The 26,100-nt window shown below is 65.1% G+C and carries 27 protein-coding genes; 7 read left to right on the top strand and 20 right to left on the bottom strand.

Going from position 1 to position 26,100, the window contains the following annotated elements; all coding sequences use genetic code 11:
• Nucleotides 1–52 precede the first annotated feature (52 nt).
• Nucleotides 53–1,069 (bottom strand): TRAP transporter substrate-binding protein DctP, encoded by a 1,017-nt coding sequence (gene dctP, locus Q2K57_RS06765; RefSeq protein ID WP_112055964.1) that lies wholly within the window; start codon nucleotides 1,067–1,069, stop codon nucleotides 53–55.
• A 106-nt stretch (nucleotides 1,070–1,175) separates the two neighbouring features.
• Nucleotides 1,176–1,745: a TIGR02444 family protein gene (locus Q2K57_RS06760; protein WP_112055999.1), complete on the bottom strand. Its 570-nt coding sequence runs from the start codon at nucleotides 1,743–1,745 to the stop codon at nucleotides 1,176–1,178.
• A gap of 75 nt (nucleotides 1,746–1,820) precedes the next feature.
• Here Q2K57_RS06760 and Q2K57_RS06755 point away from each other — a divergent pair, with 75 nt between their 5' ends.
• On the top strand, nucleotides 1,821–3,779 hold the full coding sequence (locus Q2K57_RS06755) for an ABC-F family ATP-binding cassette domain-containing protein (protein WP_304526416.1): 1,959 nt from the start codon (nucleotides 1,821–1,823) through the stop codon (nucleotides 3,777–3,779).
• A 31-nt stretch (nucleotides 3,780–3,810) separates the two neighbouring features.
• Here the strand turns inward: Q2K57_RS06755 and dtd are convergent, their stop codons facing one another.
• The 4 genes from dtd to thiD form a co-directional block, all read right to left on the bottom strand.
• The gene (gene dtd, locus Q2K57_RS06750) at nucleotides 3,811–4,248 is read right to left on the bottom strand and encodes a D-aminoacyl-tRNA deacylase (protein ID WP_304526415.1); all 438 of its coding nucleotides are present in this window, start codon (nucleotides 4,246–4,248) and stop codon (nucleotides 3,811–3,813) included.
• Between the two features lie 49 nt (nucleotides 4,249–4,297).
• On the bottom strand, nucleotides 4,298–4,873 hold the full coding sequence (locus tag Q2K57_RS06745; protein ID WP_304526414.1) for a chalcone isomerase family protein: 576 nt from the start codon (nucleotides 4,871–4,873) through the stop codon (nucleotides 4,298–4,300).
• Between the two features lie 103 nt (nucleotides 4,874–4,976).
• Entirely contained in the window at nucleotides 4,977–5,822 is an 846-nt protein-coding gene (locus Q2K57_RS06740) for a universal stress protein (RefSeq protein WP_304526413.1), read from the bottom strand.
• 242 nt (nucleotides 5,823–6,064) lie between these two features.
• Nucleotides 6,065–6,895 (bottom strand): bifunctional hydroxymethylpyrimidine kinase/phosphomethylpyrimidine kinase, encoded by an 831-nt coding sequence (gene thiD, locus Q2K57_RS06735; protein ID WP_304526412.1) that lies wholly within the window; start codon nucleotides 6,893–6,895, stop codon nucleotides 6,065–6,067.
• A 63-nt stretch (nucleotides 6,896–6,958) separates the two neighbouring features.
• On the opposite strand from thiD, the gene Q2K57_RS06730 reads away from it, so the two are divergent.
• Complete coding sequence (locus tag Q2K57_RS06730; RefSeq protein ID WP_304526411.1) at nucleotides 6,959–7,393, top strand: YqaA family protein; 435 nt, start codon at nucleotides 6,959–6,961, stop codon at nucleotides 7,391–7,393.
• Between the two features lie 88 nt (nucleotides 7,394–7,481).
• Here the strand turns inward: Q2K57_RS06730 and Q2K57_RS06725 are convergent, their stop codons facing one another.
• The 6 genes from Q2K57_RS06725 to Q2K57_RS06700 form a co-directional block, all read right to left on the bottom strand.
• Nucleotides 7,482–8,588 carry a TRAP transporter substrate-binding protein gene (locus Q2K57_RS06725; RefSeq protein ID WP_304526410.1) on the bottom strand — a complete coding sequence of 369 codons (1,107 nt, stop codon included), beginning with the start codon at nucleotides 8,586–8,588 and terminating at the stop codon, nucleotides 7,482–7,484.
• Between the two features lie 166 nt (nucleotides 8,589–8,754).
• Nucleotides 8,755–10,158, bottom strand: a complete 1,404-nt coding sequence (locus Q2K57_RS06720; protein WP_112055957.1) for a TRAP transporter large permease subunit — start codon at nucleotides 10,156–10,158, stop codon at nucleotides 8,755–8,757.
• Nucleotides 10,158–10,712 carry a TRAP transporter small permease subunit gene (locus tag Q2K57_RS06715; RefSeq protein WP_112055956.1) on the bottom strand — a complete coding sequence of 185 codons (555 nt, stop codon included), beginning with the start codon at nucleotides 10,710–10,712 and terminating at the stop codon, nucleotides 10,158–10,160. The genes Q2K57_RS06720 and Q2K57_RS06715 overlap by 1 nt, the downstream gene beginning before the upstream one ends.
• A gap of 159 nt (nucleotides 10,713–10,871) precedes the next feature.
• Nucleotides 10,872–11,675 (bottom strand): endonuclease/exonuclease/phosphatase family protein, encoded by an 804-nt coding sequence (locus tag Q2K57_RS06710; protein WP_304526409.1) that lies wholly within the window; start codon nucleotides 11,673–11,675, stop codon nucleotides 10,872–10,874.
• 49 nt (nucleotides 11,676–11,724) lie between these two features.
• Nucleotides 11,725–12,363, bottom strand: a complete 639-nt coding sequence (locus Q2K57_RS06705; RefSeq protein WP_112055954.1) for a thiol:disulfide interchange protein DsbA/DsbL — start codon at nucleotides 12,361–12,363, stop codon at nucleotides 11,725–11,727.
• Nucleotides 12,364–12,660: 297 nt separating this feature from the next.
• The gene (locus Q2K57_RS06700) at nucleotides 12,661–13,281 is read right to left on the bottom strand and encodes a cytochrome c (protein WP_304526408.1); all 621 of its coding nucleotides are present in this window, start codon (nucleotides 13,279–13,281) and stop codon (nucleotides 12,661–12,663) included.
• Between the two features lie 237 nt (nucleotides 13,282–13,518).
• Between Q2K57_RS06700 and yihA the strand changes: the two genes are divergently transcribed.
• The gene (gene yihA / locus Q2K57_RS06695) at nucleotides 13,519–14,136 is read left to right on the top strand and encodes a ribosome biogenesis GTP-binding protein YihA/YsxC (protein ID WP_304526407.1); all 618 of its coding nucleotides are present in this window, start codon (nucleotides 13,519–13,521) and stop codon (nucleotides 14,134–14,136) included.
• A 49-nt stretch (nucleotides 14,137–14,185) separates the two neighbouring features.
• On the opposite strand, the gene Q2K57_RS06690 is transcribed toward yihA, so the two are convergent.
• The 8 genes from Q2K57_RS06690 to argH form a co-directional block, all read right to left on the bottom strand.
• Entirely contained in the window at nucleotides 14,186–14,419 is a 234-nt protein-coding gene (locus Q2K57_RS06690; RefSeq protein ID WP_304526406.1) for a hypothetical protein, read from the bottom strand.
• A gap of 477 nt (nucleotides 14,420–14,896) precedes the next feature.
• Nucleotides 14,897–15,652, bottom strand: coding sequence for an HAD family hydrolase (locus Q2K57_RS06685; protein WP_112055950.1), 756 nt, complete (start codon nucleotides 15,650–15,652; stop codon nucleotides 14,897–14,899).
• Nucleotides 15,649–16,566, bottom strand: a complete 918-nt coding sequence (locus Q2K57_RS06680; protein WP_304526405.1) for a tyrosine recombinase XerC — start codon at nucleotides 16,564–16,566, stop codon at nucleotides 15,649–15,651. The genes Q2K57_RS06685 and Q2K57_RS06680 overlap by 4 nt, the downstream gene beginning before the upstream one ends.
• The gene (locus Q2K57_RS06675; RefSeq protein WP_304526404.1) at nucleotides 16,559–17,296 is read right to left on the bottom strand and encodes a DUF484 family protein; all 738 of its coding nucleotides are present in this window, start codon (nucleotides 17,294–17,296) and stop codon (nucleotides 16,559–16,561) included. Before Q2K57_RS06675 ends, Q2K57_RS06680 begins: the two co-directional genes overlap by 8 nt.
• Before the next feature lie 69 nt (nucleotides 17,297–17,365).
• On the bottom strand, nucleotides 17,366–18,199 hold the full coding sequence (dapF, locus tag Q2K57_RS06670) for a diaminopimelate epimerase (RefSeq protein ID WP_304526403.1): 834 nt from the start codon (nucleotides 18,197–18,199) through the stop codon (nucleotides 17,366–17,368).
• A complete protein-coding gene (gene lysA / locus Q2K57_RS06665) occupies nucleotides 18,199–19,473 on the bottom strand; it encodes a diaminopimelate decarboxylase (protein ID WP_304526402.1) in 1,275 nt (424 codons plus the stop codon). The genes dapF and lysA overlap by 1 nt, the downstream gene beginning before the upstream one ends.
• 2 nt (nucleotides 19,474–19,475) lie before the next feature.
• Entirely contained in the window at nucleotides 19,476–19,700 is a 225-nt protein-coding gene (locus tag Q2K57_RS06660; protein ID WP_220086289.1) for a lipoprotein, read from the bottom strand.
• Between the two features lie 13 nt (nucleotides 19,701–19,713).
• A complete protein-coding gene (gene argH, locus Q2K57_RS06655; RefSeq protein ID WP_304526401.1) occupies nucleotides 19,714–21,117 on the bottom strand; it encodes an argininosuccinate lyase in 1,404 nt (467 codons plus the stop codon).
• A gap of 224 nt (nucleotides 21,118–21,341) precedes the next feature.
• On the opposite strand from argH, the gene hemC reads away from it, so the two are divergent.
• Genes hemC through Q2K57_RS06635 form a run of 4 tightly spaced genes read left to right on the top strand, consistent with a single transcriptional unit; the run spans nucleotide 21,342 to nucleotide 26,025 of the window.
• A complete protein-coding gene (gene hemC / locus Q2K57_RS06650; protein ID WP_112055943.1) occupies nucleotides 21,342–22,283 on the top strand; it encodes a hydroxymethylbilane synthase in 942 nt (313 codons plus the stop codon).
• A gap of 2 nt (nucleotides 22,284–22,285) precedes the next feature.
• A complete protein-coding gene (locus Q2K57_RS06645; protein ID WP_304526400.1) occupies nucleotides 22,286–23,119 on the top strand; it encodes a uroporphyrinogen-III synthase in 834 nt (277 codons plus the stop codon).
• 6 nt (nucleotides 23,120–23,125) lie between these two features.
• The gene (locus tag Q2K57_RS06640) at nucleotides 23,126–24,805 is read left to right on the top strand and encodes a uroporphyrinogen-III C-methyltransferase (RefSeq protein WP_304526399.1); all 1,680 of its coding nucleotides are present in this window, start codon (nucleotides 23,126–23,128) and stop codon (nucleotides 24,803–24,805) included.
• Nucleotides 24,802–26,025 (top strand): heme biosynthesis HemY N-terminal domain-containing protein, encoded by a 1,224-nt coding sequence (locus Q2K57_RS06635; protein WP_304526398.1) that lies wholly within the window; start codon nucleotides 24,802–24,804, stop codon nucleotides 26,023–26,025. The genes Q2K57_RS06640 and Q2K57_RS06635 overlap by 4 nt, the downstream gene beginning before the upstream one ends.
• Nucleotides 26,026–26,100: the final 75 nt, after the last annotated feature.

Below are 26,100 nucleotides of genomic sequence, written 5' to 3'. Positions count from 1 at the left end.
AAACAAAAAGGGGGCAGCCGTGGCCGCCCCCTTGGCGTGGTAGTAAGAGCCGTTACTCCCCGGTCACGGCCTTCAGATCGGCATTGAACTGATCCAGCAGTTTCTTGCCGCTGTCACCGGTCATGTCGATGAAGGCTTTCTCGACCTGCGGAGCGCGCTCCTTGAAGGCGTCCATTTCTTCCTCGGTGAGGCGCGTCACGGTCACATCATCGGAGGCCGCCTGAATCTTCGCGAGCGATTCCTCGGCGAGGCCCTGGATGTGCTCGATGGTCTTGGCGTATGCCGCATCGGTGGCGTCCTGGACCAGCGCCTTGTCTTCGTCGGAGAGACCCTCGTAGAAGTCCTGGTTGGCCATCATGGCGGTAGTGAACCAGCCGTGGCGGGTGAAGGTCAGGTTCGGAGAGACCTCATACAGGCCGCCGGACTCGATCCAGAAGATCGGGTTTTCCTGGCCGTCGATGATGCCGGTCTGCAGCGCGCCATAGACCTCGCCCCAGGGCAGCGGCGTCGGCGTGGCGCCGAAGGCGCTGTAGGTTTCCGACAGCAGCGGATTGGTCATCACGCGGATCTTCTTGTTGTCGAAGTCCGCAGGCGTGTGAATCGGCTCGTCGGCGGTGACCACCATCTCGCCTTCCGGATACATCTGCAGAAGCTCGAGACCCTGCTCGGCATAGAGCTCGGGGAACATCTCGTTGATGGCCTTGCTCTCGTCGAAGAACTTAAGCACGTCCTCCATGCCGGTCGGCATCAGGTACGGGATGAAGAAGATCTGCGCTTCGGGAATCAGTGAACCGGTGAAGCCGGGTGACTGGTTGACGAATTGCAGGATGCCGTTTTGGGTCTGCTCCATGATGTCGTCGGACTCGCCGAGCTCACCGAAGCGATAGATCTGCAGGGTGTTGTCGGAGTTGGCCTCGATGTAATCCTTGAAGGCCACGGCGAAGACATCCTGAACGTCGCCTTTATATTCCTCGTGCGCATAACGCCAGTTGTCGGCGAAGGACGCCGTGGATAGCCCCATCATCAGAGCACCCACACTGGCAGTAGTCAGCAGTTTTTGCACCTTCATTATTGTCATCCCCTTAGCCACATTTGGCATTGGATTGGCCGCATGACTCGGCCGCAAACTTTCACCCGCAAAGCGGCGAATTTAATAAGGTCTTCCTACTCAAACACTAGTCCGACGGACTTGGGGGGTCAAGACGCGCCTGCAGGGTATGCAGGGCTCGGAGGTCAGAAAATGTCGGTGCTGAGAGCCAAATACTCAGGCGTCTGGCCAGGTGAGGGTCCTCATCGCTCAGAGGACGAATGCCCTGTCCTGTGCTGGCCAGTGCTTGCAGTCGCGTCAGTGTCTCACGCTCGGCAAGTAGCTCGGCATGCTTGATTGTCTCTCGCAGTTCGGCGATGGCCGGGTTGGCGAGTGCTTGCTCCTTGAGCGCCCGGCGCTGACGCCTCAAGGGAGAAGTGATCTGGTCTTGCCAGGCCCAGATGTCGGCCCATAGCGGGTGATCGCCAGCGGCGAGTTCCGCCTCTGGGGTCAGGCCATGGGTATCGAGCCAGCAGGCCCAGAGCAGTGCATTGACGTCCAGATCCGCGCTGTCCTGCAGGTGCAGGCAGGCGGCCTCGATGCCTGGACGGGCATAGAAGGCCAGCGCGAAGTCCCATAGCGAGCGCCGCCAGGCTGGCGATGTATTGTCATCGCCAATTGGGGCCCGCAAGTGTTGGCGCAATTCGGTAGAATCCATGCTCATCGTGTCGTCGCCGCCTGAGGGGGTTGACCGGAGGGTGGGGCGCGAACTTTTTGAACTCCGGAGTCAGGCATGATTGCACTGCGTCAACTCAGTCTGCAACGCGGGACCCAGACGCTGGTCGAGGATGCCGACCTGACCCTGCACGACGGCCACAAGGCAGGCATCGTGGGCGCCAACGGTGCCGGCAAGTCGAGCCTGTTCAAGCTGCTGCTCGGCGAGCTGGCCCCCGACAAGGGCCAGCTCGAGATGTCCGGCGGCCAGCGCATCGCCCACATGGATCAGGAAATCGAGGCACTGGACGGGGCCATCGTCGATTACGTACTGGATGGCGACCATGAACTGCGCGCCACCGAGCGAGCCCTGGACGCGGCTCAGGCAAGCGGTGATAACCATCGCGAGGCCGAGCTGCACGGTGCCATCGAAGCGCTGGATGGCTACAGCGCCCGGGCGCGGGCTTCGCAGCTGCTGGTCGGACTGGGGTTCGACCAGGATGATCTCGAGCGGCCGCTGGCGGACTTTTCAGGGGGCTGGCGGATGCGCGTCAACCTGGCGCGTACCCTGTTCATGCCCTCCGACCTGCTGCTGCTCGATGAGCCGACCAACCACCTGGATCTCGACGCCCTCCTGTGGCTCGAACAGTGGCTCAGCCGCTACCCCGGCACGCTGTTGCTGATTTCCCACGACCGGGATTTCCTGGATGCGGTCTGCGATCACATCGTGCACTTTTACCAGCAGCGACTGACCTTGTATCGCGGCAATTACTCGACCTTCGAGCGCACTCGCGCCGAAAAGCTCGCACAACAGCAGGCCGAGGCCGCCAAGCTGCAGGCCCGTCGCGCGGAAATCGAGCGCTTCGTGGCGCGCTTTCGTGCCCAGGCCACCAAGGCCCGCCAGGCCCAGAGCCGGCTGAAGATGCTCGAGCGCATGGGCACCGTCGCCCAGGCGCATGTGGATTCGCCCTTTCACTTCACCCTGCCCTCCGCCGACAAGACCTCGCACCCGCTGCTGGTGCTCGATGAGGCGCGGCTGGGTTATTCCAGCGAGGACGGCGAGCGGGTTCAGCTCGACGACGTCAAGCTGACCCTGCTGCCCGGGCAGCGCATTGGACTACTGGGCCCTAACGGTGCCGGCAAGTCGACCCTGATCAAGTCGCTGACCGGCGAGCTCGCGCCACTGGCCGGCAAGCGGGTCGCCGGGGAGCACCTGGCCATTGGCTACTTCGCCCAGCACCAGCTCGAGGGGCTGGATCTGGGCGCCACGCCCTTCCTGCACGTGCAGCGGTTGTCGCCTACCGCCAGCGACCAGGATATTCGCAACTTCCTCGGCGGCTTCGGTTTTCGCGGCGATGATATCTTCGCCCAGGTCGGCAGCTTCTCCGGGGGCGAGAAGGCCCGCTTGGCGCTGTCGCTGGTGGCCTGGCAGAAGCCCAACCTGCTGTTGCTCGATGAGCCCACCAACCACCTGGATCTCGAGATGCGCGAAGCGCTGACCGAGGCCTTGGCAGGCTTCGAGGGCACGGTGATCATCGTGTCTCACGATCGTCACCTGCTGCGGGCCACCGTGGATGAGTTCTGGCGCGTCGCCGATCATCGCGTGACGCCCTTCGATGGCGATCTCGAGGACTATCGCGCCTGGCTCAAGCAGCGTCTCGAAGAGTCGCGCCGCGAGGCCCGGGCCGACAAGGCCGAGGACAGCGCGGCCAAAGCCGCCTCAAGCGGCGTGCAGAAGGATGACCGCAAGGCACAGCGTCGCGCCGCCGCGGAGCTTCGCGAGAAGCTGCGCCCGCTCAAACGCGAGTGCGACAAGGCCGAAAAGGAGCTCAACCAGGTCGTCGAGGCGCTCACCGCGCTGGAGGCGGAGCTTGCCGATGCCGAGCTCTATACCGACCCGGCGCGCAAGGATGAGCTGGCCACAAAGCTGTCTCGCCAGGCAGAGCTGACCAGCCGTCAGGCGCGCCTGGAAGAGCGCTGGATGGAAGCCGCAGAGGTCATGGAAGCCGAAGAGCAGGCGCTGCTGGCCGAGGACTGAATAGGCGAGGAGCCGCCTGCTGTCGTTGGCCTCAGCTTTCCAGCAGGAAGGTCACCGGGCCGTCGTTGGTGAGCTCGACCTGCATGTCGGCGCCGAACTCTCCGCAGGCGACATTCGACCAGCGAGCACGGGCCGCATCGACCAGGTACTGATAAAGGCGCTCGCCCTCGGCGGGAGGCGCGGCGCTGGAGAAGCTGGGCCGCAGGCCCTTGCGGGTGTCGGCGGCCAGGGTGAACTGGGACACCAGCAGCAGGCCGCCCTCGACCTGCTGCAGGTCGAGGTTCATCTTGTCATCGGCGTCACTGAAGACCCGGTAGTGCAGCAGCTTGTGCAGAAGCTTGTCGGCCCGCGCTTCGTCGTCGTCGCGCTCGACGCCGATCAGCACCAGTAGACCCTGACCGATGCTACCGGTCTCTCGTCCCGCCACGCTGACACGGGCGTGGCTGACGCGCTGAATCAAGGCTCTCATGGCGGCTTCCCCTGGTTGAATGAAGGGGGCAGCCTAGCATGGAGGCGGCTCAGCGCCCCAGCAGGGCGTCGCGGAAGTCATCCCCGAGCGGTTCGTCGCCGAGCCAGATGCCGAACAGGGCCTTGGCCAGAGGCAGGTCGTTATCCGCGAAGACTTTCTCGCCATTGAGTGCCAGGCTCAGGGTCTTGCCGTCCCAGCTCAGGATATAGCGATCGCCCGGGACGACATCGCGATACTGGCGACTGAAGGCCTCGACTCGCTGGCGAATCTGCTGATAGGCGTCGTCGCTCATGCTGTCGCGCAGGGTGTCCTCGGTGGCCTTGGCGAAGTCTTCGGCGTCGATGGCGTGGAAGTACTCGAGCTCCAGGCGCCTCGGCACGTCCGATTGGGGCGCAGGCTCGGGCACATCGCTGGCCTGGTAGTAGGCGCCGGCGTAGGCATCCCACATCAGGTAGCGAAACATGCCGCTGCCGATCAGCCGATAGGTCTGCCCTTGCTGCTCGATCCGGGTAGGAAAGGTTGCCCCTTCTACTTCGACCTGATCCTGAGCGAGAGCGCTCGGGGCGATAAACACGGTCAGTAGCCAGGCGATCAGGGGAACGAGTCGCATCAGGGGCAGGTGCATGCATCTTTCTCCAGCAGCCTTGGGACATTGAGAGGGACATAGATAGGGACATAGATAGGGACATAGGTAGGGACACGAGGGCTGGAGAAAGGTTCGCCAGGGGTTACCAGGCGCGGCAGACCATGATATCGCAGTGAGGCTCGGCCAGCAGTCGCTCGCTGAGATGCCCCCTGGCCTGCCAGTCACCGCGGCTGCCCAGCGCCAACAGGTCGGGAGGCTGGCGGCGCAGGCGGTTCATCAACACCGTCTCGGGGTTACCCTGCTCGAGTTCCAGCTCCAGCTCCGGGACATCGTCGAGGGTGGTCATCAGGGTCTCGACCTCGGCCTGCAGCTGGCGGCGCAGCTGGCGCACACGGGTATCGCGCCACTGGGCATAGTTCGGCGTCGAGCCGAGCTCCCGCTCGCCGGGTAACTCCCAGGCATGCAGCAGGGTCAGGTGCGCGGCGGGAAAGCGCCTGAGGGTCTCGCGCAGCGCGTTGCGACAGGTCAGCGAAAAGTCCACCGGCACCAGGATATCGCGCCAGGTCTGGGTCGGTGGATGGCTGATCGAAACCACCGGGCAAGGCGCTCCTCGCAGCACGCGCGCCAGAGTGGTGCCGGCGACCAGGTCAGGCTGGCCCCGCTTGCGATGGGCGCCCATCACGATCATCTCGACCTCGCGCTCGTGCGCTTCGCGAATGATCTCGGCATAGGGCGCGCCGGTCACCGTCTGGATCAGACATTCCGGCGCGGGGAGCGCATAATCCTCGCGGATGTCGGTGAGCATGCGCTCCATCTCGGCGATCACTGCCTGCTCAAGGTCATGCAGGGCCGTATGTGGCAGGTAGGGATCGAGGACGTGAAGGACATCGAGTCTGGCACCGGTCTCCAGCGCTAGGCGGATGGCCCGGCCGAAGGCGGCACGATTCTCGGCGGATAGGTCACAGGCGAACAGCAGGGTGCGGGTCATGGTTTCCCTCCCTCTCGTCTCGCGCATCAGCCGGCGCGGAGCAGGCAGCTTACAGCATGGTGGCAGTTGCCGATGCCTGCAAGGTGGATCATGACGGCGGCATCCTGTCAGGCCAGGTCAAGCCTCACACCGGCCATTTACGCTAGTCTCTTATGCCAGCCCCTTACACAGGAGGCTTTCGGAGGCTTTCGCATCACCCTCTCGCAGCAGCCTCAATCAGTATTCGTTGCCTCGTCCTGGCCTTACCACCAGGCATGGAAGTGATGTACCGGTCCGCGGCCCTTGCCGACCTGCAGGCGGTGACTGGCTTCCAGTGCGGCATGCAGCCAGCGCTTGGCGTCGTCGATGGCTTCCACGATGTCAGCCTGGGAGGCATCGACCGGCAGGCGCGATAGCTTGGCCGCAATCGCCGAGGACAGCGCACAGCCGGTGCCGTGCAGGTTGTCGGTGGCCACGCGCGGAGCCGGCAGCCAGGCGCTATCGGTGGGCGTGGCCAGCAGGTCCGGGCAGGCGGCACCGGCGAGATGGCCCCCCTTGAGCAGCACATAGGGTGCCTTGAGCGCCTGCAGGCCGGGCAGCATCGTCTCCATGGCGTCGGGAGTCGTGGGCACCTCGCCACCCAGCAGTACTGCAGCCTCGGGCAAGTTGGGGGTGATCACGTCGGCCAGTGGCACCAGCACCTCGCGCACCGCCCGGATGCCCTCGGCATCGACCAGGATGTCGCCGCTCTTGGCCACCATGACCGGGTCGAGCACGATCCAGCGGGGGCGTCGCTTGAGCAGGGCATCGTGTATCGTTTCGGCCACCTCGCGACTGGCCACCATGCCGATCTTGACCGCATCGATGCGGACGTCATCGAGCAGGTTGTCGAGCTGCTGACGGATGACCTCGGCAGGCACCGGGTGAACCATCGCCACGCCGCGGGTATTCTGGGCGATCACCGCGGTGATGACATTGGTGGCGTAGGTGCCGAGCGCCGAGAGCGTCTTGATATCGCCCTGCAGGCCGGCGCCACCCGAGGGATCGGAGCCGGCGATGGTCAGGGTATGGGGAATGCGAGGAGAGAGGGACATCGTGGCATTGTCTCGTAGCCGGAAAACGCCGCTCAGCATACGCCAGTCGCGGCGGTTCCGGCCATGCTAAGCCTGTTTCTGGTGGCGCTTGCCAGTGCCACCCTGCTGCCTGGAGGCTCCGAGCTGTGGCTGGCGCGGCTGTGGTGCCAGGGCGAGCCAGCGCTGGCCCTGTGGAGCCTGGCCACCGCCGGCAATACCCTGGGCAGCTTGATCAACGTGGCCTTGGGGCGCTATGCCCGCCATTATCAACATCGGCGCTGGTTTCCCGTTTCTCCACCGGCATTGGCGCGAGCCGAAAGGGGCTACCGGCGCTTTGGCGAGACAAGCCTGCTGCTGGCCTGGGCGCCGGTGATCGGCGATCCGCTGACGGTGCTGGCCGGTCTTTTCCGACTGCCCTGGTGGCGAGTCACGCTGTGGATACTGATCGCCAAGGGGGCACGCTATGCGCTTGTGCTGTGGCTCGCTGGGCGCTTCCTGGTGCCGCTTTGCGCCGGATGAATGGCGATGTTTGGAGAAAAGCCTGGGCTCACAAACGAGGACAAAAAAGGGCCACCCGAAGGTGGCCCTGATCTGAGCGGCGTGTGCCTTACTCGGTGGTGTCGCCCTCGGGGTTGCGGGCGTTGTAGTAGGCCTGCTCGGAGATGGCGTGGTAGTTCACGACCTTCTCCTGGAAGCTGGTGTAGGAGTCGTAGATCTTCTTGGCCATCTCGCTGGACTCGCCAAGTTCTGCGACGACCTCGGCGGACAGTTCCTTGGCCCGGGCCAGCACGTCGTCCGGCAGGCGACGCAGCTCGACATCATGCTCGTTGATCAGCGTTTCGAGCGCGTCGTTGTTGCGTGCGGTGTACTCGTCGAGCATATCGGCGTTGACGTCGCGGATCGCGGTCTTGAGGATCGCCTGCAGGTCGGCCGGAAGCGACGACATGGCTTCGTCATTGACGATCGCCTCGAACATCACAGTCGGCTCGTGCCAGCCCGGATAGTAGTAGTAGTCGGCCGCCTGATAGAGGCCAAAGGCCAGGTCGTTGTATGGACCGATCCACTCGGTGGCGTCGATGGCGCCGGACTGCAGCGACGTGAAGATCTCGCCGCCCGGCATGTTGACGATGGCCACGCCCATGCGGCTCATGACTTCGCCGCCGAGGCCCGGCATGCGCATCTTGAGGCCGTCCAGGTCGGCGGTGGAGTTGATCTCCTCGTTGAACCAGCCCCCCATTTGCACGCCGGACGCGCCGGCCACCATGACGTCGACCCCGAACGGCTCGTAGAGCTCGTTCCACAGTTCCATGCCGCCGCCGTAGTGCAGCCAAGCGTTCATTTCCTGGGCATTCATGCCGAAGGGTACCGCCGCGAAGAACTGGGCTGCCGGGGCCTTGCCCTTCCAGTAGTAGGAAGCGGAGTGGCCGAGCTCGGCGGTGCCTTCGGCGACGGCGTCGAAGACCTCGAAGCCGGGCACCAGCTGGCCGGCGCCATAAACGTCGATGGTCAAGCGGCCGTCGGACATTTCATCGACCAGCTTGGCCAGGCGCTCCGGCCCTTGGCCGACGCCCGGGAAGTTTTTCGGCCAGGAGGTGACCATCTTCCATTCGAAGGTTTCCTGAGCCTGAGCGGTGTTATCCACGCTGGAAACCAGGAACAGGCCGGAGGCGGCGGTGCTGATGGCCACGGCAGCGACGAGTGATTTAAGTTTCATGCGACTTCCTCTCGTTATTTTGCGCACTGTTGTGCAGTTTGTTGTGCGGATTGTGGTGCGAGAGGCCCGCCGAGGCGGACCGGCATGCGAGTTGGGCCAGTGGCCCGGGGCCGACACTGTAAGAGTGCCGGGAAACTTCATGCTCTTCTTATGTAGTCAGCATCGGTCAGAATTGCGCTGGAAGCCAGGTGGCAAGTTCCGGGAAGAAAGCCAGGGCAATCAGCATGCCCAGCTGCAGGCCGATGAATGGGATGACCCCCCGGTAGATCGCCGAGGTCGGTACCGACTCCGGCGCTACGCCACGCAGGTAGAACAGTGCGAAGCCGAAGGGCGGTGTCAGGAACGAGGTCTGCAGGTTGATGGCGATCATGATGCCCAGCCAGATCGGGTCGAGCCCCATGGCCAGCAGAATCGGCCCGACGATCGGCACCACCACGAAGGTGATCTCGATGAAGTCGAGGATGAAGCCGAGCAGGAAGATCACCACCATCACCACCAGGGTCGCTCCCACCACGCCGCCAGGCATGTTGTTGAAGACCTCGTGGATCAGTTCCTCGCCGCCGAAGGCGCGGAACACCAGTGAGAACAACGCCGCCCCGATCAGAATCAGGAACACCATGGTGGTGACATGGGCAGTGGAGCGCAGCGCTTCCTTGAGGGTGTTGAAGTCCAGCTGGCGATAGGCCAGGGCCAGCACCAGGGCGCCGAAGGCACCCACCGCCGACGCCTCGGTGGGCGTGGCGAAGCCGCCGAGGATCGAGCCCAGCACCGCGATGATCAGCATGATCGGCGGCACCAGTCCCTTGAGCAGCAGCGTGAACAGGCTGCCCTGGTGGCCAAGCTCTTCCATCAGTTCTTCGCGGTTGGCGGGCGGCGCCGTCTCGGGCTTGAGCCAGGCGATGAAGGCGACATAGGCGATGTAGAGCGCCACCAGGATCAGACCGGGCACCAGGGCACCCATGAACAGATCACCTACCGAGACGGTCTTGGGGCTGAAGATGCCCATCGACAGCTGTGCTTGCTGATAGGCCGAGGACAACACGTCACCCAGCAGTACCAGGGCGATCGACGGCGGAATGATCTGGCCCAGGGTGCCGGTGGCGCAGATGGTGCCGGTGGCGAGCGGCATGCTGTAGCCGCGTTTGAGCATGGTCGGCAGCGACAGTAGGCCCATGGTCACCACGGTGGCACCGACGATGCCGGTAGAGGCCGCCAGCATCATGCCGACCAGGGTCACCGAGATGCCCAGGCCACCGCGCAGCGAGCCGAACAGCAATGCCATGGCATCAAGCAGGGTCTCGGCAACCTTCGACTTCTCGAGCAACACGCCCATCAGCACGAACAGCGGCACCGCCAGCAGTGTCTGGTTGGTCATGATGCCGTAGAGGCGGTTGGGGAAGGCCGACAGGAAACTGGGGTCAAAGTGGGCGTTGATGCCAAGCGCTTCGAGGCCCATGCCGAAGCCGGCAAAGGCAAGCGCGGTGCCTGCCAGCGACAGGGCGACCGGGAAACCGAACATCAGCACCACGCAGATGACGGCGAACAGGATCAGGGGCATGAATTCCAGCATTACAGCAGTTCCTCGGCGTCGTCATCGTGGGTCGGCGCCAGGCGCCCGGTGAAGATCATGGCGTTGCGTGCGATCTCGACGAGACCCTGCAGAATCATCAGGCCAGCAAAGGCAGGGATCAGCGTCTTGAGCAGGAAGACGCCGGGGATACCGCCGGATTCCGGTGAGCCTTCAAGGATCGCCCAGGATTTATCGACATAGCCAAGGCTCGAGACGATCACGAAGATCATCACCGGCAGCAGCAGGAAGAGGGTGCCGAGGAGGTCAACGAGCGCTTTCTTGCGCGCCGTCATGGCGCGATAGAAGATATCCACCCGCACATGACCGTCGTGCTTGAGGGTATAGCCGGCGGCCAGCATGAAGACGCTGGCGTGCATGTACATCACCGATTCCTGCATGGGGATGCTGTTGAAGTTGAAGGCGTAGCGCAGCACCACGATCAGGAACTGGATCAGCATCATGATCAGGATCAACCAGGCCAGGCTTTTGCCCAGCCATTCGGAGGCCTGGTCAAGCCTGGCAAAGATGCCCGGCAGAGTGGAAGAGGGGGGCATGGGAGTCTCGCTTTGGGTATCCAACGGAGGTCTACGCCGCAGGCTCGCCAGCGATGGCAAGCCGGGCGGGTGGTCACTACCACCATGGTCGATGAGTGTACGTGATTTGCCCAAGCGCTGTTATGCCAAGCACTTATCCATTGGTCGAAGGAATTGGTCTTACCTATTGCCCAGGGCGGCGTGGCATGCCTCTGGCAGGGTGATATCGACGGCGATCGGCAGATGGTCGGAAAACAGCTGATCGAGCACGCGCACCTCGGTGGCGTCGAGGGACCTGGAGAGCAGGATGTGATCCAGCGCCCGTCGCGGCTGCCAAGACGGATAGCTCAGCGGGGGAAGCACCGGATCTAGCGGCAAGGAGGCGCAGAACCGTGAGTGAGAGTGCAGCTGTTCGGGGGTGCAGTTCAGATCGCCCATCACCACCACATGGTTAAGCGGACTGATGATCTCGCTCAGGTAATCCAACTGACGAGAACGGGCGCGATAGCCCAGCGCCAGGTGGGCGACGAACAGGTGCAGGGCGTTGGGGCCGGTGCCGAAACGGGCATGGATGGCGCCTCGCCCGGGTAGGGTGCCGGGTAGGCGATGCTCCATGAGCCGCGTGGGCGTGAGCCGCGAGAGCAGACCATTGCTGTGCTGGGCGACCCGGCCCAGATTGCGATTAAGCTGCTGATAGTGATGGGGAAAACCGGCCTTGCGGGCCAGGTACTCGACCTGGTTGACGTGGCCGGACCGAAAGCTGCCTCCGTCGACCTCCTGCAGGCCGACGAGGTCAAAGTCCCTGAGCACGTCGCTCATCATCGTCAGACGATCGAGACGGCGAGGGTGCGGCAGCAGGTGCTGCCAGCTGCGGGTCAGGTAATGGTGATACGCCGAGGTCTGAATGCCGACCTGCAGGTTGAAGGTCAGCAGGCGCAGGCGGTGGCCGTCGCGATGCAGCCGATGGCCTTCGGCGCGGGACATGGCGTGGCTCATGGCAACCTTACCCCGCGCCTGGAAGCGTTTATCTCGCTCATGAGGCGTCGTCACGTTCCTCGCGGACCTGGTCGATCAGCTCCCCGGCAATCTGTGGCATATTCTCAAGGCTGCCGGCGCTTGACGGAGTGATCACGTAGCGGCCGTCGACGATCAGGGCCGGCACGCCCATTAGCTGCATGGCGCGCATGCGGGCATGGGCCTGGTTGACCTGGCTCTTGACGCCGAAAGAGTTCAGCGCATCGAGCGCGTCTTGCTCGCTGACGCCGTAGTCGCTGAAGAAGGCAGCGATCTCTTCGGGGTCGGTCAGTTGCTTGCCGTCCTGGTGGATCGCATTGAAGAAATCATCGTGTATCGCTTCCTGGATGCCCAACTGCTTGGCGGCATAGAAGGCCATGGCGTGACGGTTCCAGGCACCGCCCATGGTGGCCGGCATGCGCTGGAAGGTGACGTCATCGGGCAGTTCTGACACCCAGGCGTTAAGCGGTTCCTCGAGCTTGTAGCAGTGCGGGCAGCCGTACCAGAACGCTTCGGTGACCGCGATCTGGCCGTCCTCGACGCGGGTCGGTACCGGTTCATCCAGCACCTCGTAGTGCTGACCGGCAACCGTCGGGGCCGCCATGGCCAGGGTGGACATGCCGAGGCCGATAAGGGCAACGCTTAGTGTCTTGAACATGCGACAGACTCTCCTTGAAAAGGCTTGTACGGATCGCGGAACCGTTAGGATATCCACAAAGGTAACAGGAAATGCCGGCGGGGTGAGCCCCAGCCACAGGCTTTGAGCCCGGCCGGGCGACAGGGTTCCATTAGCGATGCCCGCTGACGCCATGGCCTCGATGTGGGGTACCTCAACGCAAAGGGCGACCCTCGGGCCGCCCTCATCAGATCTGCGCTGGCGTCAGACCCTCACACAGGTTCGTTCATAGTGCTGTCAGGCGCCGAAGGCTGCCTGGCGGCTGTCTTGATACAGGCCTTAATGCAGGCCCAGCACGTACTGGGAGACCGCCTGCATGTCATCATCGCTCATCTTGCCGGCAATGGTGCGCATGATGGCGTTGGGATCGTTGGCCCGTTCGCCGGCCGCGAAGGCTTGAAGCGTGGACACGATGTAGTCGGTCTTCTGGCCGGACAGCGCCGGATAGGCAGCGGTGCCGATGCCCTGTCCGGTGGGGCTATGGCAGGCGGTACAGGCCGGGATGCCCTTGGCGATGTCGCCGGCACGGTAGAGTTGCTCGCCGCGGTCGATGACCTCTGGCTGTGCATCGACCTGGCCGAGGTTCGGCGTCTTGCCGGCAAAGTAGGCGGCCACGTCGGCGGCATCCTGGTCGGAGAAGTTATCGACCTGTCCGGCCATCTGCGCCACCACCCGATTGCCGTCGCGGATATCCCTGATCTGCTTGGCCAGATACGACGCCTGCTGCCCCGCGAGGTTTGGGAACATGCCTACGACACTGATCCCTTCGGCTCCGTGACAGGCGGCGCAGCTTTGCGCCATTTCGCGACCCGCTGCCGGATCGCCCTTGAGTTCGGCCTGAGCCACGCCGCCTGCGCTCAGGGTGATGGCCAAGCTTACCAGTGCCAGTAACTTTCTCATCGCAAATCCACTCTGCCTAAACGTGATGCCTGTCCGTAATTGACCGGTACGTCCCCGGTGGGAACGCCGTGTCATGAGCGCGGCCTAACCGTCAGGGCGCGGTTCGCGGTCGGTGAGAGCGCGGTGGTACACTAGCCCTCTCTATGACGCAGATATTAGAAACTGCAGTATAGCCAGTTCATCTAGCAACTTGAATTGCCCGATAGTCGCCGTCAAGCCTCAGGATTCCCACCGATCATGCCGCGTCTCAATTATCAGACTGCCCGTTTCCTCACCAGTGCGCCGACGCTTGCCAAGTGCCCGCCGGACCTGGGCGTTGAAGTGGCCTTTGCCGGCCGCTCCAATGCTGGAAAATCCAGCGCCATCAATGCCCTGACGCAGCAGAAAGCGTTAGCGCGGACCTCCAAGACGCCGGGCCGCACCCAGCTGATCAACTTCTTCGGCCTCGCCAACGGCGAAGAGTGCCGTCTGGTGGACCTTCCTGGTTATGGTTATGCCAAGGTGCCGGAGCAGGTCAAGCTCGAGTGGCAGCGCCACCTGGCGGAGTACCTGCAGGAACGTGAATCGCTGCGTGGCCTGGTGCTGCTGATGGACGTGCGCCATCCGCTGACCGAGTTCGACGAGATGATGCTGGGCTGGGCCGACGACAAGAACATGGCGGTTCGCATTCTGCTGACCAAGGCCGACAAGCTGAAGCCGGGGGCGGCCAAGAACGCCCTGCATAACGTGCGCGGCCGGCTGCGGGAGTGGGAGGACTTAGTGTCGGTCCAGCTGTTCTCGGCGCTCAAGCGTCAGGGCGTCGATGAAGTGCATCGTCAGCTTGATGACTGGCTGCTGGGCGACGAGGCGAGCTGAGAAGGCGGGGCTGGCCCTTCCGGGTCGGCGATGTAGCAGACTCAGCCGATCAGAAAACCCAGACCGGCGCCGCCTGACGATGATGATCGAGGAGGCGCTGGCGCAGGGTCTCAAGGCACTCACCGCTGCAGCCGGCGCCTTCCAGACCGGTCGCTTCACGCTCAGAATGCTTGGGCCAGGCGCGATGGGGCGGTGCACCTTTCCCCTCCCAGGCCCCCCAGGGCTTTAAGGACGGCGCGGTATTGGCCGTGCCATTCACCGCGACCGCGGGCTCGACTGCCATCGCTTGCGCCGGCACCGGGCCGTGCCTGTCGCTGAACATCACGTTGAACGATGCATCGGTAAGTCCCCAGCCAAGCACCAGGGCCAAAGCCAGGGCGGGAGCTAGGGCTTGGGATCGGGCTGGAAATAGAGCTGAAAATAGGGCTGCCTTGGTCGAGGCGACGCAGTCACGAGGGCGCATGAGTTATGCCTCCTATACACATCCTGTACAGAAGTATGGTTCTGCGCCGCCCTTTGTACAAGGGTTCTGGCGTCTCACTCCACTTTCCTCACCACTCCTTCCTCACCACTCCTTCCTCACCACTCCTTCTTCGCCTTGCTTTTCTTACCCCGCTTGTCTTGCCCGGCTTTCCTTTCCTCGCTATTTAAGCCACGCGCTCTTCGTTCCGGTCAGTCGCCCCAGTAGAGGGGCCGATGGGGCGACGCGACATGTCATGTCGGGATATCGGTTGCGGTACGGGCCGTGGCGCCGACTGCGTCAGCGGCCGCCTTGCTCGAGGCTCGCCAGCAGCGCGGGCAGCTCCCGGACGTGGGGCAGCCGGTGTACGCCCGGCAGGTGCGACGGTAGCCCCTCGTCACGCTTGTCGATCCACGCCACGCGCATCCCCAGGCGCTGGGCCGGTAGCACGTCCTCGGCCCAGGAATCTCCCACATGCATGGCCTGCGACGGCGTCGCCCCCAAGCGTGACAGGGCCGCCAGGAAGGGGCGCGCGTCGGGTTTGGGCGCGTGCATCTCGCCGGCGGCAATGCGCACCGGAAAATGATGCGCCAGCGGTAGCCTTGTCAGGTCGACGTTGCCGTTGGTGACGGCGGCCAGTCGAAAGTCTGCGCCGAGGGCGGTGAGTAGGGGCTCGACTTCGACATAGGGTGTCAGGCGATGGCGCAGGGTCATGAACTCGTCCATGGCGGCGGTGGCCCAGCGCCGTGCCTCCTCGGTGGCCAGCCCATACTCCGTCAGCAGCTCATAGAGGCTCTGCTCGCGAATCCAGGTGAAGTCGCCACGGCGCAGCGGGTGGCGTGCGGCCAGCTCGCCGCGGCGCTGCTGGTAGGCGGTGAGCGGGAAACGCTCGCCGAATCGGCCCAGGGCGTCGAGGCGGGGGGCATGCCAGGTGGTCAGGGCCTCGTCGAGCCAGGCGTAGTGGCCGGTTTCGGTGTGGGCCATGACCTGGCCGTTATCCCAAAGGGTGTCGTCGAGATCGAAGGTCAGGGCCGTCAGCGGCCGGGCCTGTGTCATGGGGTTCCCTCGTCGGACGGCGGGCGGCGTCGCGCCCTTGGGTGGGCGGCATCGTAGCTGGCGGCCAGGTGCTGCCAGTCGAGCCTTGTGTAGACCTGGGTCGTCGACAGGTGGGCATGGCCGAGCAGCTCCTGCACCGCGCGCAGATCCTGGCTCGATTCCAGCAGGTGGCTGGCGAAGGAGTGGCGCAGCCGGTGCGGGTGCAGATGCTCGGCGAGGCCGCGCTCCCGGGCAAGGGACGCCAGGCGCAGCTGAATGGCGCGATGGCCGAGCCTGGCGCCACGCTGGCCGACGAACAGCGCCGGCTCCCCGGCGCCGGCCCACTGGCCGCGGGCCTGAATCCAGGCGTCCAGCGCAGTGGCGGCGCGGCGCCCCACCGGCACTTGGCGGGGCTTGCCGCCCTTGCCGATCACTCGCACTCGCATCGATTCGAGATCGGTCAGATTCAGCGCCGCCAGCTCGGCCAGGCGCAGGCCGCTGGAGTAGAAGAGCTCCAGCATGGCCTGGTCGCGGCGTGCCAGTGGGCCGTCGTCATGCGGAGTATTCAGGAAGTGCGCCAGTTGGTCGACGTCCACGGGGCGCGGCAAGTGCTGGGGCTGGCGCGGCGAGGGCGTCAGCGAGACCGGGTTATGGGTCAGCATGCCCTCGTGAACCAGTGCGTCGGCGAACCGTGACAGGGCCGCGCGGCGCCGGGCCAGGCTCCTCGGTGCCAGCCCGCGGCTGCGCTCCTGGCCAAGGAAACGGCGCACCAGGGCGGCGTCCAGCTGCGACCAGGATTCAAGCGATGACTCCTCGGCGTAGGCACGAAAGCGGAGCAGATCGCGCCGATAGGCGTCGACGGTGGCCGGGCTTGCGTGGCGTGCCAAGGCCTCGAGGAAGGCCGCCAGCGGCGCCTCGAGGGCGGGCTCAGGCATGGCGGGGCGTGTCATGGGGTGGCGGGGCATGCCGGACCAGCAGTCGCGACACGACCTCCCCCAGGTATTCGGTGAACAGGGTGTCGAGGCTGGCGCGGAAGTGATCCGGGTCGGGGCTCGCCAATACCAGATAGCCCAGCGGCTCACCAAGCGTCAGGCGGGTCAGGGCGCAGGAGCCTGCCTTTTCGGGAACCTTGGTGTGAGGCAGCAGGCGTTTCCAATCGGTGACCGATAGCCGCGAGCAGCGGCTGGCTCGGCCGTCGAGCAGTGCGGATAACCGCGTCTCGGCGGCCGAGTCGAGCACCTGGCGCGGGGCCTGGGGCGGAGTGATCTCACCGTCGCTGAGGCTTGACGGGCACCAGAGCGCTACGCTTGGCGTCTGAAAACGCTCGCTGAGCTCCCGAGCCAGGGCCTGGCCCAGGTCGTCGTTGCTCTCGGTCTCAAGCAGTGCCAGCACCAGCTCCCGGATGCGCTGGTACTGGGCCTCGTTGTGGCGCGCCGATTCGAGCAGCGTCTCGAGGCGCCATTCGGCGGTCTCGGCGCGGCCGCGCAGGTCATGTACCAGGCGCTCGAGCAGCGAGGTGGCGCCGCGGGTCTCGGGATGCGGGACCTTTAGCTGCTGCAACAGGCCCTCTCGCCCTTCGAAGAAGTCAGGGTGGCGCGCCAACCAGTGAGCGACCATCTCCGGGTCCAGGGTCTGGCGCGGCTCGGGGATCTTGGCACCGGCCATGGGGCACTCCTTCTGTCGTCTCGTTTCGCCTTGCTCGTCTTGCCAGCCCATCGTAATGGCGGCGGGGGATCAGCTTAGCGCGACCCGCCCGTCGAAGACACGCACAACCGGCCCGGTCATCACCAAAGGCGCATCCTGGCTCGGCCAGGCGATGGTCAGATCGCCGCCGGGCAGGTGCACGGTGACCGGGCTTTCGAGCCGACCCTGGCGAATGCCGCAGGCCACCGCCGCGCAGGCGCCGGTGCCGCAGGCCAGGGTCTCGCCGCTGCCGCGCTCGAAGACCCGCAGGCGGAGCTCGTGGGGCGACACCACCTGCATGAAGCCGACGTTGACCCGACGCGGGAAGCGCGGATGTGCTTCGATTGCGGGGCCTAAGCGGGCCACCGGGGCCGTGTCGACGTCCTCGACCGTGAGTACCGCATGAGGATTGCCCAGGGAGGCCACGCCGATCTCAAGCGTTTCGCCGTCGACCTCCAGGCGATGGCGCAGGCGGTCCTCGTCGGCCTCGAAGGGCAGGCTTTGCGGCGCAAAGCGCGGCACGCCCATGTCGACGCTGACCCGACCGTCGTCCTCGACCTTGAGGGTCAGGGGGCCGCCGCGGGTTTCGACGTGGATCTCATGCTTGTGGGTCAGGCGCTGGTCGCGCACGAAGCGGGCGAAGCAGCGCGCACCGTTGCCGCAATTCTCTACTTCGCTGCCATCGGCGTTGAATATCCGGTAGCGAAAGTCCATGTCCGGGTCCAGCGGCGGCTCGACGATCAGCAGCTGATCGAAGCCGATGCCGAAGTGGCGGTCGGCCAGTTCGCGAATCTGCTCGTCGCGCAGCCGGGCCCGCTGGGTGATCAGGTCGACGACCATGAAGTCGTTGCCGAGCCCGTGCATCTTGGTGAAGTGCAGGAGCATCAGCTTGCCTCCTGGCCATCGGGGAGCAGCGCCTCGCCGGTCCACAGTTCCTCGATGTGCTCGCGGCGGCGCACCAGGTGCATCGTCTCGCCGTCGACCATCACCTCGGCGGGGCGCGGTCGGCTGTTGTAGTTCGAGGCCATCACGAAGCCATAGGCGCCCGCCGAACGCACCGCCAGCAGGTCGCCCGGGGCGATCGCCAGTTCGCGCTCCTTACCGAGGAAGTCGCCGGTCTCGCAGACCGGACCGACCACGTCGTAAATGGCGCTCTCACGGGCCTCGCGGGTGTCGACCGGCAGAATCGCCTGCCAGGCCTGGTAGAGCGCCGGGCGAATCAGGTCGTTCATGGCCGCGTCGACGATGGCGAAGTTCTTGGTTTCGCCGGGCTTCAGGAACTCGACCCGGGTCAGCATCACCCCGGCGTTGGCGGCGATCGAGCGGCCCGGCTCGAACAGCAGGGTCAGTGAACGGCCGCCGTGGCTTGCCAGGCGCTCGAGCAGCGCGGTGGCATAGGCGAAGGGTTCGGGCGGCCGCTCGCCCTGGTAGGGCACGCCGAGGCCGCCGCCGAGATCCAGGTGCTCGACCTGGATGCCGCGCTCCTCGAGACGCTCGAGCAGCGCCAGCAGGCGGTCGAGGGCATCGAGGAAGGGCGCGAGCTCGGTGAGCTGTGAGCCGATATGGCAGTCGATGCCAACCACGTCGAGATGGGGCAGGGCAGCGGCGTGCTCGTAGGCGGCTAAGGCATCGTCCACCGGGATGCCGAACTTGTTGTCCTTGAGGCCGGTGGAGATATAGGGGTGGGTGCGGGCGTCGACGTCGGGATTGACCCGCAGCGACACCGGCGCCACCTTGCCGAGCCGCCCGGCGACGGCGTTGAGACGCTCGAGCTCGGGCAGCGATTCGACGTTGAAGCACTTGATGCCGAGCTCCAGTGCCCGGGCCATCTCATCTTCCTGCTTGGCGACGCCGGAGAACACCACCTTGGCGGGGTCGCCGCCGGCGGCCATCACCCGCTCCAGCTCGCCCCGGGAAACGATGTCGAAGCCGGCGCCGAGGCGGGCCAGCACGTTGAGCACGGCGAGGTTGGAGTTGGCCTTGACCGCGTAGCAGATCAGGTGTGGGTGGCTGCCCAGCGCCTCGTCGTAGGCGCGGAAATGCCGCTCCAGGGTGGCCCGGGAGTAGACGTAGCAGGGCGTGCCGAAGCGCTCGGCGACCGAGGCCAGGGGCACGTCTTCTGCGTGCATCACGCCGTTGCGGTAGTCGAAATGATCCATGCTCAGCTCTCGTCTTCGGGTGCGTCGGGGGCCGCATCGACCGGCGTGCTCTCGCCGGTCTGGTCGTTGGTATCGTCGCTCGCTGTCTCGCTCGCTTTCTCGTTCACTACGGCGGCGTTGTCGCCTTGGCTGTCAGCGGGCATATACAGCGGCCCTTTCTGGCCGCAGCCGGCGAGCAGCAGGGCCGCCAGGGCGATCATCGTCAGGGCGCGCATCTTAGCTCTCATCTCAGCCCTCATCTCAGCCCTCGCTGCGCAGGGTGGCCAGGGCGTCGCGGGCGCGCTGGGCGGCGGCGCGGACCTGGTCCGGGGCGGTGCCGCCGATATGGTCGCGGGCGGCCACCGAGCCTTCCAGGGTCAGCACGTCGAAGACATCCTCGCCGATGATGTCGGAGAACTGCTTGAGCTCGTCGAGGGTCATCTCGGACAGGTCCTTGCCTTCCTTCAGGCCGAAGGCGACCGACTGGCCGACGATCTCGTGGGCGTCGCGGAAGGCCACGCCCTTGCGCACCAGATAGTCGGCGAGGTCGGTGGCGGTGGAGAAGCCCTTGCGCGCCGCTTCATACATGCTGTCGGCCTTGGCTTCGATGGCCGGCACCATGTCGGCGAAGGCCTTGAGGCAACCCTTGACGGTGTCGAGGGTGTCGAATAGCGGTTCCTTGTCTTCCTGATTATCCTTGTTGTAGGCCAACGGCTGCGACTTCATTAGCGTCAACAGGCTCATCAGGTGACCGAAGACGCGTCCGCTCTTGCCGCGCACCAGCTCGGGCACGTCCGGGTTCTTTTTCTGCGGCATGATCGAGGAGCCGGTGCAGAAGCGGTCAGGCAGGTCGATGAAGTCGAACTGGGCGCTGGTCCACAGCACCAGTTCCTCGCTCATGCGCGACATGTGCATCAGCAACAGGCTGGCGAAGGACGTGAATTCGATGGCGAAGTCGCGATCGCTCACCGAGTCCAGGCTGTTCTCGCTGGGCCGGTCGAAGCCGAGCAGCTCGGCGGTGATGTGACGATCGATGGGGAAGGTGGTGCCGGCAAGGGCCGCGGCGCCCAGCGGCATCACGTTGACGCGGCGGCGGCAGTCGAGCAGGCGCTCGTGGTCGCGGGTCAGCATTTCCTGCCAGGCCAGCAGATGGTGACCGAAGGTCACCGGCTGGGCGGTCTGCAGGTGGGTGAAACCGGGCATGATGGTGTCGGCTTCACCGGCGGCCAGTTCGATCAGCCCTTCACGAAGCCGGCCGAGCTCGGCGCTGACCGCGTCGATCTCATCGCGCAGGTAGAGGCGAATGTCGGTGGCGATCTGGTCGTTGCGCGAGCGCCCGGTGTGCAGTTTCTTGCCGGTGATGCCGATCTTCTCGGTCAGCCGCGCCTCGAGGTTCATGTGCACGTCTTCGAGCTTCACCGACCAGGCGAAGCGGCCCTCGGCGATTTCCTGCTCGATCTCACCGAGGCCCTGGATGATCGCATCGCGCTCGTCGGCGGTCAGCACGCCGACCCGCTCGAGCATGGTGGCGTGGGCGATGGAGCCGCGAATATCGTGGTGATAGAGGCGCTGGTCGAAATCCACCGAGGCAGTGAAACGCTCGACGAAGGCATCGGTGGGCTCGCTGAAGCGACCGCCCCAGGACTGATTGGTAGACGTCGTCATCGGACTGGCAATCCCGCTGTGAAGTAGCATGAGAGTATGACTTCGGAGTGTACCAGAGTCGGCGAGGCTGGCCACGCTGCCCGCCGGGGGCAGTAGGCGGGCTGAGAGAATTTTTCCTGCCCCCGCGGGTGCTTTATGATGAGGTCATGACCGACGCGGGCGTCTCGCCCCGTTAGCGTCTCGAGCGCCGCCCGAGACGCGTCTCGCCCCGATTGGAGATCGCTGTGCCTGCCAAGACATCCTTACGCATCGCCACCCGCAAGAGCCTCCTCGCCCTCTGGCAAGCCGAGCACGTGCGCGACCGCCTGATGGCCCTGTATCCCAATCTCGAGGTCGAGCTGGTGGCCATGTCCACTCGCGGTGACAAGATTCTCGACACGCCGCTGGCCAAGGTCGGCGGCAAGGGGCTGTTCGTCAAGGAGCTCGAGGACGCCATGCTCGACGGCCGCGCCGACATCGCCGTGCACTCGATGAAGGACGTGCCGATGCACTTTCCGGAGGGGCTGGGGCTGTCGGTGATCCTCGAGGGGGCCGAGCCCACCGATGCCTTCGTGTCCAACCATTACACCTCGCTTGCCGAATTGCCCGAGGGCGCTCGAGTCGGCACCTCAAGCCTGCGGCGCGGCCTGCAGGTGCGCGAGGCGCGTCCGGACCTCGAGGTGCTGAGCCTGCGCGGCAACGTGCAGACGCGCCTGCGCAAGCTCGACAACGGCGACTTTGACGCCATCATCCTCGCCACCTCCGGCCTCAAGCGCCTGGGGCTCGAAGACCGCATCGCTCAGGATATGCCGCCCGAGATTAGCCTGCCGGCCTGTGGCCAGGGCGCCTTGGGCATCGAGTGCCGCAACGATGATGCCGACCTGGTGCGCCTGCTGGCCGCCCTCGATGACCCCGATACCGCGGCCCGGGTACGCGCCGAGCGGGCCATGAACACGCGCCTCGAGGGCGGTTGCCAGGTGCCGATCGGTGGCCATGCGGTCTTCGAGGACGGCGGTCGCACCCTGTGGCTGCGTGCCCTGGTGGGCAATCCGGAGGGTACCGAGGTGCTGCGTGCCGAGGGGCGTGGCTCGGCCGAAGAGCCCGAGGCGCTGGGCATTCGTGTGGCCGAGGACCTGCTCGATCAGGGCGCCGGCGAGATTCTCGCCCGAGTCTACGGCGACGTTTGAGCATGACGGTGCCGCGGGTACTGATTACCCGACCCGGTGAGCGGGCACGGCATCTGGCCGCCTCTATCGCGGCGACCGGTGCCGCTCCCGAGGCCCTTCAGGTGATGCGCCTGGAAGCGCTGCCCGAGACGCCGGAACAGCGCAGCCTCTGGCTGAACGTCGATGAGTTCCGGCGTGTGGTAGTGGTCAGCCCCTTGGCGGCCGAGTGTCTGGTTGACGCACTCGATCGCTACTGGCCACAGCTGCCGGTCGGTGTGGATTTTTATGCGGTAGGTGCCGCCACCGCCGCTATCCTGCATGAACGGCTCGGCGTTCGTGTCCGTGTGCCAAGCTCTGGACGAGGCTTGATCGGGCACGACGCTGGCGAAACACGCCAAGCGCAGGGAGATACCAGCGAGGCGTTGCTGGCGTTGCCTTCGCTGCAGGTGCTTAATGAGCAGAAGGTGCTGGTGGTAGCCGGCGAGGGCGGCCGTCCTCTGCTGGCCGATACCCTGGCGGCGCGTGGCGCTCGCCTGACCCGTCTGGCGGTCTACCGGCGCGTGCTTCTCACGCCAGAAGCGAGCATGCAGCAACGGTTGGCCACCGGCGACTACGCCGCGCTGGTGGTGAGTAGCGGCGAAATCCTCGAACATCTGGCAGGATGGTGCCAACCGGCAGCGTTGAACCAACCGCTAATCGTTTCCAGTCAGCGCTTGGCTACACTGGCAGGCAGCCTGGGTTTCGCGGATTGCCGCGTCGCCGCAGGCGCCACGCCAGTCGCTCTGGCGGCTGAAGTCGCCAGGGCCTGCCACCTGGACGGTGCCGATGTCGATCATGACGATCTTGAAAAGGGCTAGCGACAGATGAGCAAGCAATCACACGATCAGGACGAACCGCAGCAGGCGCCGGGCACTTCCGCCTCGGCCGCCGCTGCTCAGAATGACACCTCATCGTCGGGCGCCGAGTCGTCGACCGCCGATGCGTCGGATACCCGCTCAGCGGATGAGGCCGGCATGGGCGAGACGAACAAGACGAGCGCACGTGGCCGCCCTCGGGGGCGTCGCGGCGGCAAGGGGCGCACCTCGAACACGCGCGATAGCGCGAGCGTTGGAGCCCAGCGTGACGACGCCTCGCAGCAGGCGAGCAGCGACCCGGCCGCCAGCAAGAGCGCCGATAGCGGGGCCGCGGATGCCAAGAGCTCAGATAGCAGCAGCTCGCAGAGCAGCAACAGTTCAGAGGCTAAAAGCCCCAATGGTATGAATTCTGAGAGCAAGAGTTCTGAGAGCAAGAGCCCGGATAGCAAGGCGTCCAGTGACAAGAACACCGGCGCGAGTGCCGACACCAAGGCCTCGACCGGGATATCATCGGCGAGTGCTGCGGCCTCCAAGCCAGAATCTTCCAAGTCATCATCTTCCAAGCCATCAACGTCAAAGGCCTCACCCTCCCCGTCTGCGTCGACAGCTGGTGGGACAGGCGGCACCGGTCAGGGTGGTTCGGACACGGCTGCCTCAGGCGGGGGCGGCGGCGGGCGCCAGACCATCGGCACCGTTGCCTTGGTGCTGGTGATTCTGTTGGCTGTGGGCGTGGTGGTCGCTGGCTGGTTCGGCTGGCAGCGCCTGGAGCAACAGCAACAGCGCCTGGCACAGGTCGACTCCAACCGCGAGGCAGTCAGTGCTCTTGAGAGTCGCCTCAGCGAGGCCGAACAGGCCCGCGCCTCGGTGGATGACGCCGTGGCGAGTGTCGAGAGTGAGTTTTCCGACTACCAAAGCCAGGTCAATGACACCCTGGATCGCGTGCTCGATGAGCTCAATAGCCAGCAGCAGACCGATGAGCGCGAGTGGCTGCATGCCGAAGTCGCCTACCTGCTGCGCCTGGCCAATCAGCGGTTGCAGCTTGAACGCGACGTGGGCGGCGCCATGGCGCTGCTCGAGACCGCCGACAAGCGTTTGAAAGAGGCCGACAACCCGGCGCTGCTGCCGGTGCGCCGGGCCGTTGCCGATGAACTGGCCAAGCTGGATGCGGTGCCGGATGTCGATCGCACCGGCCTCTACCTGTCGCTCAATGCCCAGCAGGAGCAGCTTGCCAGCCTGCCCCTCAAGCAGGACGTGGCCGAGATCGCCGCCGAAGGCAGCATCGAGACGCCGCCTAGCGGCGACTGGCAGCAGCAGCTGAAGCGCTTTGGCAGCGAGCTCAAGGACCTGGTCACGGTGCGCCGCCACGACCAGGCCCTGGAAGCCTTGATCACCCCCGAGCAGGAATCCTACCTGCGCCAGAACGTGCGTCTGGTGATTGAGCAGGCCCAGCTGGCGCTGCTCAAGGAAGAGCCAGAGCTGTACCGGGCCAGCCTCGACAAGGCTGTGACCCTGATCGAAGGCTATTACGACACCGATCGTGATAGCGTCAAGACCTCCATCGCGCGGCTCACCGACATGCGGGGCAAGACCATTCGCCCCGAGCTTCCGGACATCAGTGGTTCTCAGCAGGCCATGGCGCACTTCATCCAGACGCGTTTCGATGACGGTGCCCAGGGAGGTGATGCATGAGAAAGCTGATCCTGCTGATCGTCCTGGGGCTGGCCGTTGGCGCCCTGTTCGGACAGCTGATGCAGACAGTGCCCGGCTACTGGCTGGTCCGGGTCGGCGATACCTCAGTGCAGACCTCTTTCTGGTTCGGCCTGGTGCTGTTGCTGGGCGCCTTCCTGGTGCTGCATTTCGTGCTGCGGATACTGATGCGCATGCGTCGCCCGGTCAGCCGCCTGAAGCTGTGGAGCAGCCGCAACCGGAACCGCAACGCCATGCGTCGCACGGTGCGGGGGCTGGTGGCGCTGGCCGAAGGCCGCTGGAAACGCGCCGAGAAATCGCTGGTCAAGGCGGCAGATGATTCCAGCACGCCGCTGGTCAACTATCTTTCCGCGGCCCTGGCGGCCCACTATCAGGGACGCTATGAGCAGGCCGATACCTTGCTCAAGCGTGCCCACCTGTCCACCGAAGGCGCCGACACTGCGGTCGGCATGGTGCAGGCCCAACTGATGCTCGATCGCCAGCACTACGAGGAAGCCCTGGCCACCTTGACGCGCCTCGACAAGCAGCTGCCCGATCATCCGCAGATCCTCAAGCTGCTCAAGCAGGCGTACCTGAGTGTCAGCGACTGGGACGGCCTGCGCCGGCTGATGCCGCGCCTCGCTAGACACCAGCTGATCGCCGAGGACGAACGCCAGGAACTCGAGCAGCGTGCCTATCGTGAGCTGATCGTACAGGCCTCGCGTAACCCCGACGATATCGAGCGGGTGCGCAACCTGTGGGCCGACATGCCCGACCACTTGCGCAGCAACATCGAGCTGGTGGGGCTGTATGCCGAGGCGCTGGTGCGTGGCGGCGAGGAAGGCATCGCCGAGCGCCTACTGCGCCATTCGCTGAAGGATCACTGGGACGCGCGCCTGGTGATGCGCTACGGGCTGCTCAATGTCGATGCCTCGCGCCAGCTGGCCTATGCCGAGAAGTGGCTGCAGGAGCGGCCCAACGACCCTGACCTGCTACTGACGCTGGGCCGCCTGTCGCTGCGCAATGCCTACTGGGGCAAGGCGCAGGAATACTTCGAATCCAGCCAGCGCCAGCGCCCCAGCGGCGTGGTCTGTGCTGAGCTTGCCAGGCTGTTTGCTAACCTTGGCGAGCACAACAAGAGTCAGCTCTACTATCGCCAGAGCGTCGAGCTGCTCGATCGCTCGCTGCCTGCCCTGCCTCAGCCCAGCGATGCCAATCGCTGAGCGATCCCCTGTTTTGCTCTTCCGGGCGCCTTCGTGGCGCCCTTTTTTATGCGGGTATCCGGATTAAGTGGTTGA

It is taken from the genome of Halomonas sp. I5-271120, assembly GCF_030553075.1.
Lineage (GTDB): Bacteria > Pseudomonadota > Gammaproteobacteria > Pseudomonadales > Halomonadaceae > Onishia > Onishia taeanensis_A.
Note: the sequence above shows the minus strand (reverse complement) of the source record. Positions and strands in the feature narration are given on the sequence as shown.